This window comes from Luteimonas sp. 8-5 (assembly GCF_029763755.1).
Taxonomy (GTDB): Bacteria; Pseudomonadota; Gammaproteobacteria; order Xanthomonadales; family Xanthomonadaceae; genus Cognatiluteimonas.
In genome coordinates this window covers 1-16,860 of the sequence record NZ_JARUVM010000010.1, presented here as the reverse complement: position 1 = coordinate 16,860, position 16,860 = coordinate 1, and the positions used below count along the sequence as shown (strand labels likewise).

The window sequence follows — 16,860 nt, the reverse complement described above, 5'->3', positions numbered from 1 at the left end:
CCCGGCCACGGCGACCGTGTAGTCGCCACCGCTGCCCAGGGCCTCGGCGTGGAGGCGCTGGCCGCGGTACAGGAATGCCAGCTGGCGCTTGCCCGCATGGCCCAGGCGCCAGCCGTCGGCCAGCGCCCACGGCGAGCCCGGATCGCTCGACGTCGCTGCCGCCTGCGCCTGCCCGTGCTCCTGCAGCAGCAACTGCGCAGTCGCGGCCGCCAGCAGCAGCAAGGGTTCCACCGGCGCGTCGGCCGGGGCCACGAATTCGTCGAGGTGGCGGTCCAGGTAGCCGGTGTCGATGCTCGCGTCGACGATCGCCGGGTGGCGCACCAGCGCCTCGAGGAAGGCGATGTTCGACTTGGGCCCGGCCACGTCGCACTGTGCCAGCGCCTCGCGCAGGCGCGCCAGCGCACGCGCGCGGTCGGTGTCGTGCACGATGAGCTTGGCAATCATCGGATCGTAGAAGATCGTGACCACGTCGCCCTCGACCACGCCCGAATCGATGCGCACGTGCGCCGAAGGCGCCGGCAGGCGCAACCGCTGCAGCTTGCCCGAGCCCGGCAGGAAGCCGGCTTCCGGGTCTTCCGCGTACAACCGCACCTCGATCGCGTGGCCCGCGCGCGGCACCTCGTCCTGCGCCAGCGGCAGCGGCTCGCCCGCGGCAACGCGCAGCTGCCACTCCACCAGGTCCAGGCCGGTGGTCATCTCCGTCACCGGATGCTCCACCTGCAGCCGCGTGTTGATCTCCATGAAGAAGAATTCGCCCGACGGCGCCACGATGAACTCCACCGTGCCCGCGTTGGCATAGTCGATCGCGCGCGCCGCCTTGACCGCCGCTTCGCCCATCGCCGCGCGCAGCCCGGGCGTCAGGAAGGGCGAGGGCGACTCCTCCAGCACCTTCTGGTACCGCCGCTGGGCCGAGCACTCGCGTTCGTTGAGATGGATCGCATGGCCGTGCGCATCGCCGAACACCTGGATCTCGATGTGCCGCGGCGATTCCACGTAACGCTCCAGCAACACCCGGTCGCGCCCGAACGCACCGGCCGCCTCGCGCTGGCAGCTCTCCAGGTTCGGCAGGAACTCATCGGCCGAGCGCACGATGCGCATGCCCTTGCCGCCACCGCCGTGCGCGGCCTTGATCATCAGCGGGAACCCGATACGTGCCGCCTCGCGCGCAAGCACGTCCGCCGACTGATCCTCGCCCGTATACCCCGGCACCACCGGCACCCCGGCCGCCGCCATGAGGTCCTTGGCCCCGGCCTTGCTGCCCATGCGCCGCATCGACGCCGCCGACGGCCCGATGAACACCAGCCCCGCCGCCGCGACCGCGTCGGCGAAGTCCGCGTTTTCCGACAGGAACCCGTACCCCGGATGGATCGCCTGCGCGCCCGCGCGCAGGGCCACCTCGATGATCGCGTCTCCCCGCAGGTCCGACTCCTGCGGCGTCGGCCCGCCGATGGCGTACCCCTCGTCCGCAAGCCGCACATGCTGCGCATCGGCATCCGCCGAAGAGAACACCGCCACCGTCGATATCCCCATCCGCCGGCAACTCCGGATCACCCGGCAAGCGATCTCCCCGCGATTGGCAATCAGTACTTTTTCGAACATCTGGAGTTCTCTTTGACGCGGATAACGCGGATTAAAAAGCGGATCAACGCGGATCAAGCTTGGGAGTAGTGCAAACGCGGCGCCGGAATTCGGCGCGAGGGCCGAAGTTCAGCAGCAGTCCAAGGCGAATGCCGGTGGCGCGCAGGTAGTTGACTAGTTGTACCTCATGGGCTCTAACGATTTGGGACGCGGCCTTGATCTCGATTATGAGCGTTCCCGCGACAAGAAGGTCGGCGCGGAACTGCCCGACGACATGGCCTCGATAGTGGACTGTCAATGGGACTTGCGCTTGCGCCGGGACGCCGGCACTGCCAAGCGCAATCATCAGTGCATTTTCGTAAACGCTTTCCAGGAAGCCGGGCCCGAGATCGTTGTAGACAGCGAAGAACGCGCCGATCACCACCTCCGTCAGGTCCCCGTACATCAATTCCAGTCCGCGACCTTTCGCTTTCGTATCCAGCATCCGCTCCTCCTTGAGCCATTAGATTCTCGCTTGATCCGCGTTGATCCGCTCTCCAAATCCGTGTTATCCGCGTCCTGCGTTTAGTGCTCCTAGTCGGATACCCACCTGGGTTTGCGTTTTTCCAGGAAAGCGGCGATGCCTTCCTGGCCTTCGGGGGAGACGCGGAGGCGGGCGATGAGGGCGGCGTTGGCGGCGTCGATGGCAACGGGGCCGGAGGCGGCCTGGACGTTGCGCACCAGCGCCTTGGCGCTCGCGGCGGCGATGGGGCCGGCCTTGAGCAGGAGGTCGACCTGGCGTTGCACGGCGGTGTCCAGCGCGGTGGCGTTCACCACCTGGTGCAGCAGGCCGATGCGCATGGCTTCCTGCGCGTCGAAGATCTCGGCACTGGCGAACCAGCGGCGGGCCTGGCGCGGGCCGATGGCGGCGACGACGTAGGGCGAGATCACGGCGGGCAGGAGGCCGAGCTTGCTTTCGGTGAGCCCGAACTTCGCCTCGGGCACGCCGATGGCGATGTCGCAGGCGGCGACCAGGCCGACGCCGCCGCCGAAGGCTGCGCCGTGGACGCGGGCGATGGTCGGGCGCGGCAGTTCGTCCAGGGTGCGCAGCAGGCGGGCGAGGGCGAGGGCGTCGTCGCGGTTCTCGATCTCCCCCGCGGCGGCCATGCCGCGCATCCAGTTGAGGTCGGCGCCGGCCGAGAAGCTCGCGCCTTCGCCTTCGAGCACGACCACGCGCACGCCGGGGTCGGTGCCGAGGCGGGCCAGGGCATCCGTGAGGCCGGCGACCAAGGCGGCGTCGAAGGCGTTGTGGAGCTCCGGCCGGTCGAGGCGGAGATGGGCCACGGGCCCTTCGCGGCGGAGCTGGAAAGGGGCCTTCATGCGTCGATCCGGGATTCCATGGGTAATGCGGATGATACCGGCCGGGACGCAAGGCGAATGCGAGCCATTCTCGTTTGCCGTATCATCAGGAACCTTTCGCCAGCCCTGCCCAGGTCCGTCCATGCACCCATTCCGTTGGCTCCTGCTCCCGGTCCTCGCCGTGGCGCTGCTGGCCGCCGCCTCCGTCGCCCGGGCCAATCCGCAGGTGCAACTGACCTGGCAATTGCTGGACTACATCGCGGTCGATTACGCCGGCGCGGTGGAGGACGGGCAGGTCATCAGCGATTTCGAATATGCCGAGATGCGCGAGTTCTCCGGCACGGTGGCCGAGCGCCTGGCGCAGCTGCCCGAACACGAGGCGCGCCCTGGCTTGCTGGAACAGGCTGCGGCGTTGCAGGCGGCGGTCGAGGCCAAGGCCGATCCGGTCGAGGTCGAGCGCTTGGCGCGCGCGCTGGCCGAGGGCCTGCTGCAGGCTTACCCGGTGCCGCAGGCGCCTGCGCAGGTGCCCGACCTGGCCGCGGGCGAGCCGCTGTACCAGCAGTACTGCTCGACCTGCCATGGCGCCACCGGCGCCGGCGACGGCGCCGCCGCCTCGGCACTGGATCCGCCGCCGATCGACTTCACCGATGCCGCGCGTGCCCGCGCGCGCAGCGTGTTCGCGCTGCAGCAGGTGATCGAGCACGGCCTGGCCGGCACCTCGATGGTGAGCTACGCGCAGCTGCCGGAGGCCGAGCAGTGGGCGCTGGCCTTCCACGTCGGCCAGATCGCCTTCCCGCAGGACGCAGCCGCGCGCGGCGAAGCGTTGTGGCGCGAACGCGCCGACCTGCGTGCCCAGGTACCGAACCTTGCGGCACTGGTCGCCGCGCTGCCGGCCGGATTCGCCGGGCTCGCCCAGGCCGATGCCGATGCCGTGACCGCGTACCTGCGGCGGCATCCGGACGTGGTCGTCGCCAACGCGGCCGAGGCGGTCGGCAGCGGCCAGGCCATGGCCCTGGCGCGCACGCGCCTGGCCGAAGGCATGGCCGCCTACGCCGCCGGTGACGCGCGCCTGGCGCGCGACAGGTTCCTGTCGTCCTACCTCGACGGCTTCGAACCGATCGAGCCGTTGCTGGCGACGCGCGACCGCAAGCTGCTGGTCGAGGTCGAGGAAGCGATGATCGCGCTGCGCGCGGCAGCCGGCAGCGGCGCCGGCACCGAAGACGTGCAGGCCCGGGTGTCGTCGGTCGAAAGGCTGTTCGCCCGCGCCGAAGCCACGCTCGACAACAGCGGCGACGACAAGGCCGGCGCCACGACCGCATTCGTCGGCGCATTGACGATCCTGTTGCGCGAAGGACTGGAGGCGCTGCTGCTGGTGATCGCGATGGTCGCGTTCCTGCGCAAGGCCGAACGCACCGACGCGATGCGGTACGTGCATGCCGGCTGGATCGGCGCGCTGCTCGCTGGCGCCGTCACCTGGTTCGCGGCCACGCGCCTGATCGAGATCAGCGGCGCGAGCCGCGAACTCACCGAAGGCTTCGCGGCGTTGCTCGCCGCCGTCGTGCTGGTGTCGGTGGGCATCTGGATGCACGGCAAGAGCCAGGCCGACGCCTGGCAGCGCTACATCCGCGACACCATGTCCCGCGCGCTGTCGCGCGGCTCGACGTGGTTCCTGTTCGGCCTGTCGTTCCTGATCGTGTATCGCGAGGCGTTCGAGACGGTGCTGTTCTACGCAGCGCTGTGGAGCCAGGGCAACCATCCGGCCGTGCTGGCCGGCGCGGCGACCGCGATCGTCGCCCTGGTGGCGATCGGCTGGGCGATGCTGGGCTTCAGCCGCAAGCTGCCGTTCGGCCAGTTCTTTGCCATCAGTGCAGTGCTGATCGCGATCCTGGCGGTGGTGCTCGCAGGCAAGGGCGTAGCCGCGCTGCAGGAAGCCGGCTGGGTGCCGGCAAGCCTGGTCGCGTTCCCGCGGATCGAGCTGCTCGGCGTGCATCCGACGCTGCAGGGCCTGCTGGTGCAGGCCGCGGTGCTGGTGGTGCTGGTGGCCGGCTTCTGGTGGAGCGGCCGCCAGGCGCGGGCAATGGCGGGTTAAACCAGCGCACGGGCGCCGGCATCACACCCTCATGTTGCTGATGGGGCGGGATGGATGAACAAGGTCGGATTTGTGATGGTGCGGCTGGTGCTGGCGCTGGTGCTGACCGGTTGCGCGTACGTCGCCGTGGCCGTGGCCCCCGCGTCGTCGGTACGGCTGCAGGTCGTGGTCGAGCCCCAGGCCTATACGGCACTCGAGCGCCAGTGGGTGGAAACGATCCGGTCGCGGGCTGACCGCTGGCGTGTCGAGGCCGAGCATCTCGCCGCGATGTATCCGCCGCTGGAGGCGCCGCCGGCACGGATCGTGCTGGCGAGTCGCGGCGGCGAGGACGCCTTCGTGATCGATCCCAATACGATCGGCTTCGACGTCGGGCGCCTGCAGGCGCTTTACGGCGGATCTTCGAACGAGGCGCAGCGTGCCGAACGCATGGATCGCTTTTTCCGGCACGAGTACACCCATCTGTTGCAGAAGGCCTGGTTCGCCCGGCATCCGATCCCGCTGGATCGCCCGATCGACCGTGCGCTCGCGGAAATCCTCACCGAGGGCATGGGCAACTACTACTCGCTTTCGTCGCGATGGCGCTCGGTCGACGGGAATCGGTCGCCGGTCGCCGAGGCCACGCTACGCGAACTCGAGCCGCGCTTCGTCGCGCGCCTGGCGGCGCTGGCGTGCGCGTCGCCCGCGCAGGCCGAAGCGCTGACCGCGGACCTCTCAATGGGACGGTTCGACGCGAAGTGGGGCGCATTGCCGATGGCACTCTGGATCGAATCCGGGCCCGGAGACGTCGCGGTGGTGATGCGCGGGTTGCTGGAAGGCGGTCCCGAGGGCATTTGGGCGTTTGCCGGGGCGCATCTGGCGCCGGCATTGGTGCCGGCGCTGGAGGAGGCGAGGGCGGCAGTCAGTGCCTGCGGCGGGACTTTGCGGCGCCAGCTTCCGTCATCTCCACCTGCAGGGTGAAGCTGCGCACGTCGTCCGGGTGCAACGCACCGACGCCGATGACCTGGCGGTTCACTTCCTTGCCGCGTTCGTCGCGGATGGACAGCACCATCGAGTACTCGAACACGTTGTCGCCGCTGGGTGGCGACAGCGTGCCCTCGATCTGCAGGGGCACGACCTTGGTCTTCTCGCGCTGGATCGACGCCTCGTCGTAACGCAGGTGGCCCCGGCACGCGGGGCAGACGCTGGCGCTTTCGAGGATGGTCGCCTTGCAGTGCGGGCAGGCGCGGGTTGCGCCCGCCGTTCCCGGGCGCAGGGTGCTCATGACGCGGTGTAGCTGCCCGCCTTGTTGCCCTTGTTGTCCTTGTCGTCCCAGCCGAAGTCGGCCTGGCCGCGCATGCGCGCGCCGGAGGCGACGGTGAGCGAACCGGCCTTGACGTCGCCGACCAGCACGCCGCCCTGCTGCAGCTCGACCATCGCGGCGCCCTCGATGTTGCCTTCCAGCTCGCCGGCGATGACCACGCGCTTGGCGCGCACGCCACCGGTGAGCTTGGCGCCGGCCTCGATGGTCAGGTCGCCCTGGACGTTGACGTCGCCCTTGAACTTGCCGGCGATGCGGACGTTGCCCGCGCCTTCGATCTTGCCTTCGATGGTGAGGTCGCCGGCGATCAGCGATTCCTTGGCGGGGATGCCCTGCGCGCGCGGCGCGCTGGCCTGGCTGCCCGGGTCGGTGCCGGCGGCCGGCGGCGCCTGGAACGGCGGCAGGTCGGAATTGAACGGAGCCGTGTCCTTCTTGGCCGCGGTTTTCTGGTCGAAGATCGCCATCTGTCTTGCCCTCTAGCGGGGTTGGTGGTCCGGGCGAATGAGCCTAGCACGGCTCCCCGCGCACCGTACTGTGACGCAACCTACATTCGGAACACGCCGAACCGGGTGCCGTCGCGGCCCGGGCCGCTCTCGATCGGCGCGTTCAGGGACGCCGAAATCCCGAGGCCGAGCACGCGGCGCGTGTCGGCCGGATCGATGATGCCGTCGTCCCACAAGCGCGCGGTCGCGTACCACGGGCTGCCCTGGGTTTCGTACTGCTCGCGCACCGGCGCCTTGAACGCTTCCTCTTCCTCCGCGCTCCATGGTCCGCCGCGCGCCTCGATGCCGTCGCGCCTGACCGTGGCCAGCACGCTGGCGGCCTGCTCGCCGCCCATCACGCTGATGCGCGCGTTCGGCCACATCCACAGGAAGCGGCCGCCGTAGGCGCGCCCGTTCATCGCGTAGTTGCCGGCACCGAAGCTGCCGCCGATGACCACGGTGAACTTGGGCACGTGCGAGCACGCGACCGCGGTGACCATCTTCGCGCCGTCGCGCGCGATGCCCGAATGTTCGTACTTCTTGCCGACCATGAAGCCGGTGATGTTCTGCAGGAACACCAGCGGGATGCCGCGCTGGTTGCACAGCTCGATGAAGTGCGTGCCCTTGAGCGCGCTTTCGGAGAACAGGATGCCGTTGTTGGCAATGATGCCGACCGGGTACCCGTGGATATGGGCGAAGCCGGTGACCAGGGTCTTGCCGTAGCGCGCCTTGAACTCCTGCAGTTCGCTGCCGTCGACGATGCGCGCGATCACCTCGCGGATGTCGAACGGGCGGCGCGGATCCTTCGGTACGATGCCGTACAGCTCCTCGGCCGGATACAGCGGCTCGCGCACTTCGCGCGTGGCAAGCGGCAAGGTCTTGCGCCGGTTGAAGCCGCCGACGATATCGCGCGCGATCTGCAGCGCGTGGCGGTCGTCCTCGGCGAAGTGATCGGCGACGCCCGAGATCGAGGTGTGCACGTCGGCGCCGCCCAGCGTTTCGGCGTCGACGACTTCGCCGGTCGCTGCCTTCACCAGCGGCGGGCCGCCGAGGAAGATCGTGCCTTGCTCCTTGACGATGATGCTCTCGTCGCTCATCGCCGGCACGTACGCGCCGCCGGCAGTGCACGAACCCATCACCACCGCGATCTGCGGGATGTTCTCCGCGCTCATCCGCGCCTGGTTGTAGAAGATGCGGCCGAAGTGCTCCTTGTCCGGGAACACCTCGTCCTGCAGCGGCAGGAACGCGCCGCCCGAATCGACCAGGTAGATGCAGGGCAGGCGGTTCTCGCGCGCGATCTCCTGCGCGCGCAAGTGCTTCTTTACCGTCATCGGGAAGTAGGTGCCGCCCTTGACCGTGGCGTCGTTGGCCACGACCACGACTTCCTGTCCCATCACCCGCCCGATGCCGCAAACCATGCCGGCGGCCGGTGCGGCATCGTCGTACATGCCCTCGGCGGCCAGCGGCGCGATCTCCAGGAACGGCGACGCGGGGTCGAGCAGGGCGACGATGCGCTCGCGCACCAGCAGCTTGCCGCGCTCGACATGCTTGTCGCGGGCCTTCTGCCCGCCGCCACCGGCAGCGTGGGCGAGGCGGCGGTCGAGCTCCTCGACCAGGGCGCGGTGGAAGGCGACGTTATCGCGGAATTCCGCCGAACGCGGATCGAGCTGGGATTGGATGGCAGGCATCCGCCGATTGTAGGGCCAACAAAAAAGGCCCGCCGAGGCGGGCCTTTCCGGATCACGCCTGGGCGCGGATCAGTTCTGCGCGTCGTCCGCGGCAGCGTCGGCCTTGTCGGCCATTTCCTGCGCAGCGTCGGCGGTCGCCTGGGCGGCGTCGGCGGTGGCATTGGCGGCGGCAGCGGCAGCGTCGTTGGCGGCTTCGGCGGTGGCGTCGGCAGCCTGGTCGACGTTGGCGGCGACTTCGCCCATGGCTTCGCCGGTCGCGGCAGCGGCGGCTTCGGCGCCCTGCTGGGCGGCGTCGATGGTGGCCTCACCGGCCTGGTCGGCGGCAGCGGCGGCTTCAGCAGCCTGCTGCTGGGCTTCGGCGGTCTCGTTCTTGCAGGCCGACAGGGCCAGGACGGCCGCGGCGGCGAGCACGAAAAGCTTGGTCTTCATGATGACTCCGGTAGTGGGATCGGGAAAACGTACTGGTCGAAACTCAAAAGAGCCGCCGGCTTTGGACCGGCGGCTCCTTCTTTTGCTCTTGCTCTATCGGTACAGCAACCGCGGCTTAGTTGCCGTCGGTGGCCGCAGCCGCTTCCTCGGCCGCGTCCTGCGCCTGCTCGGCGGCGTCGGCGGCGTTCTCGGCCGCGTCGGCGGCGTCGTCGGCTTCGCCCATGGTGCCAGCGGCGGCAGCGGCGTCGGCGGAGGTGCCGGCAGCATCGGCAGCGGCAGCGGCGGCGTCAGCCGAAGCCTGGGCGGCGTCGGTGGCGGCCATGTCGCCGGTCATCGCGGCAGCGTCGGCAGCCTGCTGGGCTTCGGTAGCGGCAGCGGCGGCTTCGGCAGCCGAGTCCTCGGCCTGCTGCTGGTTGGAGCAGGCAGCCAGGGCCAGGCCCATGGCAATGGCAAGCAGCGCCTTGTTGATGGTCATGATCAGTTCTTCCTCGTCGTTAGTTGGGCAACGCGCAGTTGCGCGCCGCATAACATGATGACAAGCCCTTGTTGGCTGTCAAGCGGCGGTTTGTCTTTTTTTGGTTAAACGTTTTTAACGAATCCGCCCTGGAGGATCACGCCATCTCCACGGCGACCGCGGTTGCCTCGCCGCCGCCGATGCACAGGCTGGCCACCCCGCGCTTGCCGCCGCGTGCCTGCAGGGCATGGACCAGGGTGACCAGGAGGCGGGCGCCGCTGGCGCCGATCGGGTGGCCCAGGGCGACCGCGCCGCCGTTGACGTTGAGCCGGTCGTGCGGAATGCCCAGGTCGGTCATGGGCGCCATCGCCACGCAGGAAAACGCCTCGTTGACTTCGAACAGGTCGACGTCGCCAACCGACCAGCCGGCCTTCTCGAGCACGTTGCGCAGGGCCGACACCGGGGCGGTGGTGAACCACTCCGGCTCCTGGGAATGGGTGGCGTGGGCGACGATGCGCGCCAGCGGCTTGAGCCCGCGGCGGGCGGCCTCGTCGGCCGACATCAGCACGGTGGCGGCCGCGCCGTCGGAAATCTTGGAAGAGGAAGCGGCGGTCAGCACGCCTTCCTTGCCGAAGGCCGCGCGCAGGCCGGGGATCTTCGCCACGTCGACCTTGCCCGGTTCCTCGTCCTTGTCGACCACGACCTCGCCCTTGCGGGTCTTGACCGTGACCGGAACGATCTCGGCGTCGAAGGCGCCCGATGCCTGGGCCTGCTGCGCACGGGTGACGCTTTCGGCCGAGTAGGCGTCGAGCGCGGCGCGGTCGTAACCGTACTTGGCGCAGGCCATGTCGCCGAACACGCCCATCGCTTTGCCGTCGTAGGGGTTGGTCAGGCCGTCCCACGCCATGTGGTCGAGGAACTCGGCGTTGCCGTAGCGGATGCCGGTGCGCGAACCGTTGAGCAGGTGCGGGGCGTTGGTCATCGACTCCATGCCGCCGGCGACGATCACGTTCGCCGAACCGGCCTTGATCAGGTCGTGGGCGAACATCACCGCCTTCATGCCCGAGCCGCAGACCTTGTTGATCGTGGTGCAGCCGGCCGACGGCGGAATCTCCGCGCCCAGCGACGCCTGGCGGGCGGGTGCCTGGCCGAGTCCGGCCGGCAGCACGCAACCCATGATCACCTCGTCGACCTGGTCGGGCGCGAGGCCGGCGTGGGCGAGCGCGCCGGAGATCGCGGTGCTGCCCAGCTGCGGGGTAGGCACGCCGGTGAACTGGCCGAGGAAGGAACCGATGGCGGTGCGCTTGGCACCAACGATGACGACGTCAGAAGCGGACATTGGGAGTCTCCGTTGCGGGTGCGATCGTGGGGGCGCAAGCCCCGATTATGGCCCGAAACGGGGTCCGATGTTGCAGTGCCGCAAGCTTGCGGTCGCCATCCCGCCGGCATACATAATGAAGGCGACCGACAAGGAGACAGCATGGACAGGGAAGGCATCAGGTTGGCCCGATCGGCGCTGCCGCTGGCCGTGGCACTGGCGCTGGCGGCCTGCGGCGGGGGCGGCAATGTCCGTTCCGAGTCCCCGGATCCGCCACCGGCCGGCGGCGGTGGGGGCGGGGGCAGCTCGTCCCAGCCGGGGATCAACGACCACCTGACGCTGATCGATGCCGCCAATCTGGGCCTGGACATGCCCGGGGCCGGGGTAACGATCGGCTTCCTCGATACCGGCATCAACCGCAACCATCCCACGCTCGCCGGACGCGTGCTGCAGAACTTCGTCCACATCGACGCGAACGGGAACGACCTGTCGGTGGACGACAAGGTCGGCCACGGCACCACCGTCGCCCAGCTCGCCGCGGGCAAGCCGTTCGGGCAATGGCCGGGCGGGGTCGCGCCCTGGGCCAAGGTGGTGTCGTCGCGGATCATCAACGACACGCCACCCACCGACGATGGCTCCGGCCAGGGCAATGAGGTCCACGCCGGCGAAGGCATCGGCGAATTCTTCGCTGCCGTCAACGCCGAGCTCGCTGATGCCGGCGCGACGATCATCAACAACTCCTGGGGCGGGCTGTACTGGAACGATCCGGCGGTGACCGTCGAGATCGCCGAGGCATACCGCGAATTCGTCATCGACCGCGGCGGGCTGGTCGTGTTCGCCAACGGCAATGCCGGTGAGAACGCAGCGCTGCGACCCAATCCTTCCGACAACGCCGCGCTGCCGAGCAAGGATGGCCTGGCCACCGACCTGGAGGTCGGCTGGCTCACGGTCGGCGCGCTGGATCCGCTGCGGCCCACACAGCTGACCGATTATTCGCAGGCCTGCGGCGTGGCGATGAACTACTGCCTGGTCGCACCGGGCGACGTGGTGTTCACGGGTCCGAACGACACCGCGGGCAAGCCGAGTTACTGGGTCGGCAGCGGCACCTCATATGCGGCACCGCTCGTATCGGGCGCGGCCGCGGTGGTGTGGTCGGTCTTCCCGTACTTCGACAACGACCTGGTGCGGCAGACGCTGCTGGGTACCGCCGACGACCTCGGCGCGCCTGGCGTCGATGCGATCTTCGGCCACGGCCTGCTCGACGTCGCCGAGGCGGTGCGCGGGCCTGCCCGGTTCGACTGGGGCGACGTAACCGTTTCGTTCGAGGGCGTATCTACCTGGTCGAATACGATCTCCGGTGCAGGCGGCCTGGTGAAGCGCGGCAACGGCACGCTGGTACTGGACAGGAATTCCGTCTACACCGGCGATACCCGTATTGAAGCCGGACGCATTCTCCTCGTCGAGGGGATGACCGGATCCGATTTCCTGGTCGGCCCGGATGGTGCACTCGCCGGGCACGGCCTCGTCTCCGGGGACGTCCACAACGCCGGCTCCCTGTACTCGACCTCGGCGGTCTACGAAATCGGCTTCGATGCACTGCGCGTTGGCGGCAACTACGTGCAGGAGGCCAGCGGCACGCTCAATGCGGTCATCGGGCAGCCATTCCAGGTGGGCGGCAGCGCCACGCTGGCGGGGACGCTCAACATCTTCGACGTGGCATCCGGCTATGTCTACACGTCGCGCGAAGGCATCCTCCACGCCGATGACGGCGTGTCCGGAGCATTCTCCACGCTGACCAGCACCGGCTCTTTCCTGGATGCGACCCTGGACTACGAAGCGAACGACGTCTTCCTCGACATCACGCGGCTCGACATGAACCTTGCGGCCCGGTCGATGGGCCTGACGGCGTCCTCGCTGTCCGGCGCCGCGCGCGTCGAGCAGGCATTCCGGGCGCTCGACAGCGGCGCGCAGGCAAGCGCGCCGGCCGAATTCCTGCAAGCCGCCGGCGCGCTGCAGCGCACGCGAGGTGCCGGGGCCGCGGAGCGCTCGCTTTCCAGCCTGTCAGGCGAACTGCATGCCGCCGATGCGGCGCTGGCGTTGCTGGCCACCGACGACAGCCGGCATGAGCTGGAAGCGCGCATCGACATGCCGCGCACTTCCAGCACCTGGAGCGCGAACCTCGACAGCCGCGGCGCCATCGGCGGCAGCATGGACGCCGACATGCGGGGCTGGATGCTCGGCCAGGAGTTCGATGCCGGCAGCGCGACCTGGGGCACGGCGTTCTCGCGCAGCGAAGGCACCATGTGGAACCGCCAGCGCCAGGACCGCAGCCGGGACGTGCAGGTCGAAGGCCAGGTCTACGGCTTCCGCGGCAGCGCGGCCAGCGGCTACCTGCTGGGCCGCGCCGCGTTCGGCCGCATCCAGCGCGACCTGCAGCGCGAAGTGCTGCTCGGCGACACCCGCCACGGCGTCGCCGCGCGCTATGCCGACGAGTACGTGTCGCTGGGCGTGCAGGCCGGCCACCACTTCGAAGCCTTGGGCGGCACGCTCACGCCTTACGCCGGCGCGCAGTCGCTGCAACTGCAGCGCGGTGCCTTCCACGAGGACGGCGCGGCCGGATTCGGACTGGACGCGAACGCCTCGCGCCTGGACGTCACCCAGGCCATCACCGGCCTGCGCTATCGCAAGGCCTGGAACGTCGGTGCCGCCCGAGTGTCGCTGCAAGGCCGCGCCGAATGGCAGAAGACGCTGTCGCAACACGGCGCCATCGAAGCCACCTTCACCGCGCTGGACGCCCGCACCCCGCTGGCGCTCGACATCCTCGGCCCCGAAACCACCGTCCTCGGCATCGGCCTGGGCACCAACTGGCCCACCTCCCGCCTGACCCTCGACCTCGACGCCCGCCGCACCCGCTCAACGACCGACCTCGGCCTAAACGCGGCCTGGGCCGTTTCATTTTGATCCGCGTAAATCCGCGTCCCGCGTCTGGCTTCTCAGCTCTTGCCGTCGAAGAGCTCGCGGCCGATGAGCATGCGGCGGATTTCGTTGGTGCCAGCGCCGATGGCGTAGAGCTTGGCGTCGCGCAGGATGCGGCCGGTGTCGAACTCGTTGATGTAGCCGTTGCCACCCAGCGCCTGGATGCCTTCCAGCGCCGCCTGCACCGCCGACTCGCTCGCGTGCAGCAAGCACGACGCCGCGTCAACGCGCGACTTGTGGCCCGCGTCGTAGTCGCGCGCCACCTGGTAGGCGAACGCACGGCTGGACTGCAGCGCCGTGTACATGTCGGCGATCTTGGCCTGCATCAGCTCGAAGCAGCCGATCGGCTGGTCGAACTGCTTGCGCTCGCGCACGTAGGGCAGGGCGGTATCGAGCGCCGCCTGCATCAGCCCGATCGGGCCGCCGCTGAGCACCAGCCGCTCGGTGTTGAGGCCGGACATCAGCACGCGCACGCCCTGGTTCACCTCGCCCAGTACGTTCTCCTGCGGGATCGCGCAGTCCTCGAACACCAGCTCGCAGGTGTTGGAGCCGCGCATGCCCAACTTGTCGAGCTTCTGCGCCGTGCTGAACCCCTTCATGCCCTTTTCGACGATGAAGGCGGTCATGCACTTGCTGCCTGCATCCTTGCCCGCGGTGCGCATGTAGACCACCAGGACGTCGGCCTCCGGGCCGTTGGTGATCCACATCTTGTTGCCGTTGGCGATCCACTGCCCGTCGCGCAACTCGGCCCGGCACGACATCGACCCGACCACGTCCGAACCGGCGCCCGGCTCGCTCATCGCCAGCGCGCCCTTCCACTCGCCGCTGCACAGCTTCGGCAGGTATTTGGCGCGCTGCGCCTCGTTGCCGTTGGCGTAAAGGTTGTTGACGCACAGGTTGGAGTGCGCGCCGTAGCTCAGGCCGACCGAACCCGAGGCGCGGGAGATTTCCTCCATCGCCACCAGGTGGGCCAGGTACCCCATGTCGCTGCCGCCGTACTCGCCGGGCACGGTGAGGCCAAGCAGGCCCATCTCGCCCAGCTTCGGCCACAGGTCCTGCGGGAACGCGTTGTCGTGGTCGATCGCGGCCGCGCGCGGCGCGATTTCCGCCTGCGCGAAGCGGTGGACCGCCTCGCGCAGTGCGTCGATGTCTTCGCCGAGCGGGAAGGACCGCACGCCCTTAGTGGCCCCGGATGCGGCCCTGGAAGCGCGGCTTGGCGCGTCCCAGCGGCAGCTTCAGCTTGCCCATCACCGCGATGCGCTCCTCGGCCATGCGGTCGGCCGCCATGTAGGTCGGGATGCCGTCGCGCTCGGCGATCTCGTAGATGCGGGTGAGGTTGTGGTAGATCGTGCGCATCATGCGCATGGCGCGCTCGCGGTTGTAGCCGGTGATCTCCAGCGCCACGTTCATCACGCCGCCCGCGTTGACCGCGTAGTCCGGCGCGTACAGGATGCCGCGCTTGACCACTTCGTCGCCGATCGCGTTGCTGGCCAGCTGGTTGTTGGCCGCGCCGCAGATGACCTTGAACTTGAAGCGGGGCAGGGTCTGCTCGTTGACGGTGCCGCCGAGGGCGCACGGCGAGTACACGTCGGCGGCGACGTCGTAGATGTCGTCCGGGGCCACGGCCTCGGCGCCGTACTCGGACACGGCCTTGTCGACCAGGCCCTTGTTGATGTCGGTGACGAAGATCTTGGCGCCGCGCTCGCGCAGCAGCTTCACGTACTCCATGCCGACATGGCCCAGGCCCTGCACGGCGTAGCTGTACTTGCCCACTTCCTCGTCGCCGAACTTGGCCTGCAGCGTGGCCATCAGGCCCTGCAGCGCGCCGTAGGCGGTGAACGGCGACGGGTCGCCTGAACCGCCGTGGACCTGGTGCACGCCGGTGACGTACTCGGTCTCCTTGAACACGTACTCCATGTCGTTGACGTCGATGCCGACGTCCTCGGCGGTGATGTAGCGGCCGCCCAGCGACTCCACGAACTGGCCGAACGCGCGGAACAGCGCCTCGGACTTGTCGGTCGACGGGTCGCCGATGATCACCGCCTTGCCGCCGCCGATGTCCAGGCCGGCGACCGCGTTCTTGTAGGTCATGCCGCGGCTCAGGCGCAGCACGTCGTTGAGCGCTTCTTCCTCGCTCTTGTACGGCCACATGCGCGTGCCGCCCAGGGCCGGGCCCAGCACCGTGTTGTGGATCGCGATGATGGCCTTCAGGCCGGCATCCTTGTTGTGGCAGAAAACCACCTGCTCGTGACCGAAGGTATCGAGGGTTTCGAAGATCATCGCGTGTGCTCCAGCGCCGGCAACCGGGTTCGCGCAGATGCGAAGGTCGCCAACTGATTGTGATAAGTCTTTGAATCGTTGGGATTAACGCAGCGACCAGGGGGGTGGCTCGGGCCGCAGGCGCGGTATTTTACGCGGGTCCGCCGGCAAAAGCCCGTATGCTTCCCGGCCGATGTCGACTACGCCAACGCAAAATCCGCCCCCGATTCCGCCCGATCACCCCTGGGCCGTGCCCCTGAGCCATCTGCGCCACTCCCTGGCCGCCGGCCGGGCCGGGCGCCAGCGCGAGGCCGTGGCCGCCGCCCTGGCCGCGTTCAAGGCGCGGGTGGCCGCCCCGGAACTGTTGATGCACCTGGCCCGCAGGCTGCTGGAAGTGGGCGAGGTCCGGGCCATGTATGCCTGCGCCAACGACCTGTCGGTGCAGCGCGGCGGCCATCCGGCCGTCGAGTTCCACCTGGCGAACATGCTTGCCGCGGCCGGTTTCCCCGCCGACGCGCTGCAGATGGTGCGGAAGGTGCGCAATGGCGGGTTCGACGGCCCGCGCGTGCAGTGGCTGGCGGCCCTGTGCCTGGAGGACCTGGGCCGGATCGACGATGCCGCCCGCGAGCTCCGCGCCGGGCTCGACACGCCCGAGCGCACCCCGCTGTTGCTGGCGCTGTCGCAAATGCCTCCGACCGCCGTGGTCGAGGACGCCGAGCTGCGCTCGCGCCTGGAGGCAGCGGTGGCCGCGTGCCCCGACAACAACCCGCAGCTGCCGATGCTGTTGTACGCCCTGTTCACCGTCCTCGACCGCCTGGACGAAACCGCGGCCGCCTGGCAGGCGCTCGAGCGCGCGCTGCCGTTGCGCGGCAAGCGCCTCGACTACGATGCGGAGCAGGCCCAGGCCCTCTCCGAGTACCTCGGCACGCGCCGCGCGGCAGCGGCCGAGGGC

13 protein-coding genes and 2 pseudogenes are annotated in these 16,860 nt (G+C 69.2%); 4 read left to right on the top strand and 11 right to left on the bottom strand.

Going from position 1 to position 16,860, the window contains the following annotated elements; genetic code table 11:
• The 3 genes from QAA18_RS02280 to QAA18_RS02270 form a co-directional block, all read right to left on the bottom strand.
• Positions 1–1,599 (bottom strand): biotin carboxylase N-terminal domain-containing protein (locus tag QAA18_RS02280; RefSeq protein WP_279410701.1); only part of this gene is annotated, 1,599 nt, incomplete at its 3' end.
• A 43-nt stretch (positions 1,600–1,642) separates the two neighbouring features.
• Positions 1,643–2,062: a GxxExxY protein gene (locus tag QAA18_RS02275; protein ID WP_279410699.1), complete on the bottom strand. Its 420-nt coding sequence runs from the start codon at positions 2,060–2,062 to the stop codon at positions 1,643–1,645.
• An 89-nt stretch (positions 2,063–2,151) separates the two neighbouring features.
• Positions 2,152–2,937: an enoyl-CoA hydratase-related protein gene (locus QAA18_RS02270; protein ID WP_279410697.1), complete on the bottom strand. Its 786-nt coding sequence runs from the start codon at positions 2,935–2,937 to the stop codon at positions 2,152–2,154.
• 121 nt (positions 2,938–3,058) lie between these two features.
• Between QAA18_RS02270 and QAA18_RS02265 the strand changes: the two genes are divergently transcribed.
• Both QAA18_RS02265 and QAA18_RS02260 read left to right on the top strand, forming a co-directional pair.
• Positions 3,059–5,005, top strand: coding sequence for an FTR1 family protein (locus tag QAA18_RS02265; RefSeq protein WP_279410694.1), 1,947 nt, complete (start codon positions 3,059–3,061; stop codon positions 5,003–5,005).
• A gap of 54 nt (positions 5,006–5,059) precedes the next feature.
• The gene (locus QAA18_RS02260) at positions 5,060–5,962 is read left to right on the top strand and encodes a hypothetical protein (RefSeq protein WP_279410693.1); all 903 of its coding nucleotides are present in this window, start codon (positions 5,060–5,062) and stop codon (positions 5,960–5,962) included.
• Here QAA18_RS02260 and QAA18_RS02255 read toward each other — a convergent pair.
• The 6 genes and pseudogenes from QAA18_RS02255 to QAA18_RS02230 form a co-directional block, all read right to left on the bottom strand.
• The gene (locus tag QAA18_RS02255; protein ID WP_279410691.1) at positions 5,904–6,266 is read right to left on the bottom strand and encodes a hypothetical protein; all 363 of its coding nucleotides are present in this window, start codon (positions 6,264–6,266) and stop codon (positions 5,904–5,906) included. The genes QAA18_RS02260 and QAA18_RS02255 overlap by 59 nt on opposite strands.
• A gap of 47 nt (positions 6,267–6,313) precedes the next feature.
• Positions 6,314–6,625 (bottom strand): annotated as a pseudogene (locus tag QAA18_RS02250) (polymer-forming cytoskeletal protein); the annotation flags it as partial.
• Positions 6,626–6,846: 221 nt separating this feature from the next.
• Positions 6,847–8,472, bottom strand: a complete 1,626-nt coding sequence (locus QAA18_RS02245; RefSeq protein WP_279410690.1) for a carboxyl transferase domain-containing protein — start codon at positions 8,470–8,472, stop codon at positions 6,847–6,849.
• 69 nt (positions 8,473–8,541) lie between these two features.
• Positions 8,542–8,901 (bottom strand): hypothetical protein, encoded by a 360-nt coding sequence (locus QAA18_RS02240; RefSeq protein ID WP_279410689.1) that lies wholly within the window; start codon positions 8,899–8,901, stop codon positions 8,542–8,544.
• Between the two features lie 115 nt (positions 8,902–9,016).
• Complete coding sequence (locus QAA18_RS02235) at positions 9,017–9,376, bottom strand: hypothetical protein (RefSeq protein WP_279410688.1); 360 nt, start codon at positions 9,374–9,376, stop codon at positions 9,017–9,019.
• A gap of 136 nt (positions 9,377–9,512) precedes the next feature.
• Positions 9,513–10,694 carry a thiolase family protein gene (locus tag QAA18_RS02230; RefSeq protein WP_279410687.1) on the bottom strand — a complete coding sequence of 394 codons (1,182 nt, stop codon included), beginning with the start codon at positions 10,692–10,694 and terminating at the stop codon, positions 9,513–9,515.
• 141 nt (positions 10,695–10,835) lie between these two features.
• Here QAA18_RS02230 and QAA18_RS02225 point away from each other — a divergent pair, with 141 nt between their 5' ends.
• Positions 10,836–13,634, top strand: coding sequence for an autotransporter serine protease (locus QAA18_RS02225; protein ID WP_279410685.1), 2,799 nt, complete (start codon positions 10,836–10,838; stop codon positions 13,632–13,634).
• Positions 13,635–13,666: 32 nt separating this feature from the next.
• Here the strand turns inward: QAA18_RS02225 and QAA18_RS02220 are convergent, their stop codons facing one another.
• Both QAA18_RS02220 and QAA18_RS02215 read right to left on the bottom strand, forming a co-directional pair.
• Positions 13,667–14,824 carry an isovaleryl-CoA dehydrogenase gene (locus QAA18_RS02220; protein ID WP_279410684.1) on the bottom strand — a complete coding sequence of 386 codons (1,158 nt, stop codon included), beginning with the start codon at positions 14,822–14,824 and terminating at the stop codon, positions 13,667–13,669.
• Positions 14,825–14,828: 4 nt separating this feature from the next.
• Positions 14,829–15,929: a Glu/Leu/Phe/Val dehydrogenase dimerization domain-containing protein gene (locus QAA18_RS02215; protein WP_279410682.1), complete on the bottom strand. Its 1,101-nt coding sequence runs from the start codon at positions 15,927–15,929 to the stop codon at positions 14,829–14,831.
• Positions 15,930–16,158: 229 nt separating this feature from the next.
• On the opposite strand from QAA18_RS02215, the pseudogene QAA18_RS02210 reads away from it, so the two are divergent.
• Positions 16,159–16,860: pseudogene (locus QAA18_RS02210) on the top strand (hypothetical protein); the annotation flags it as partial.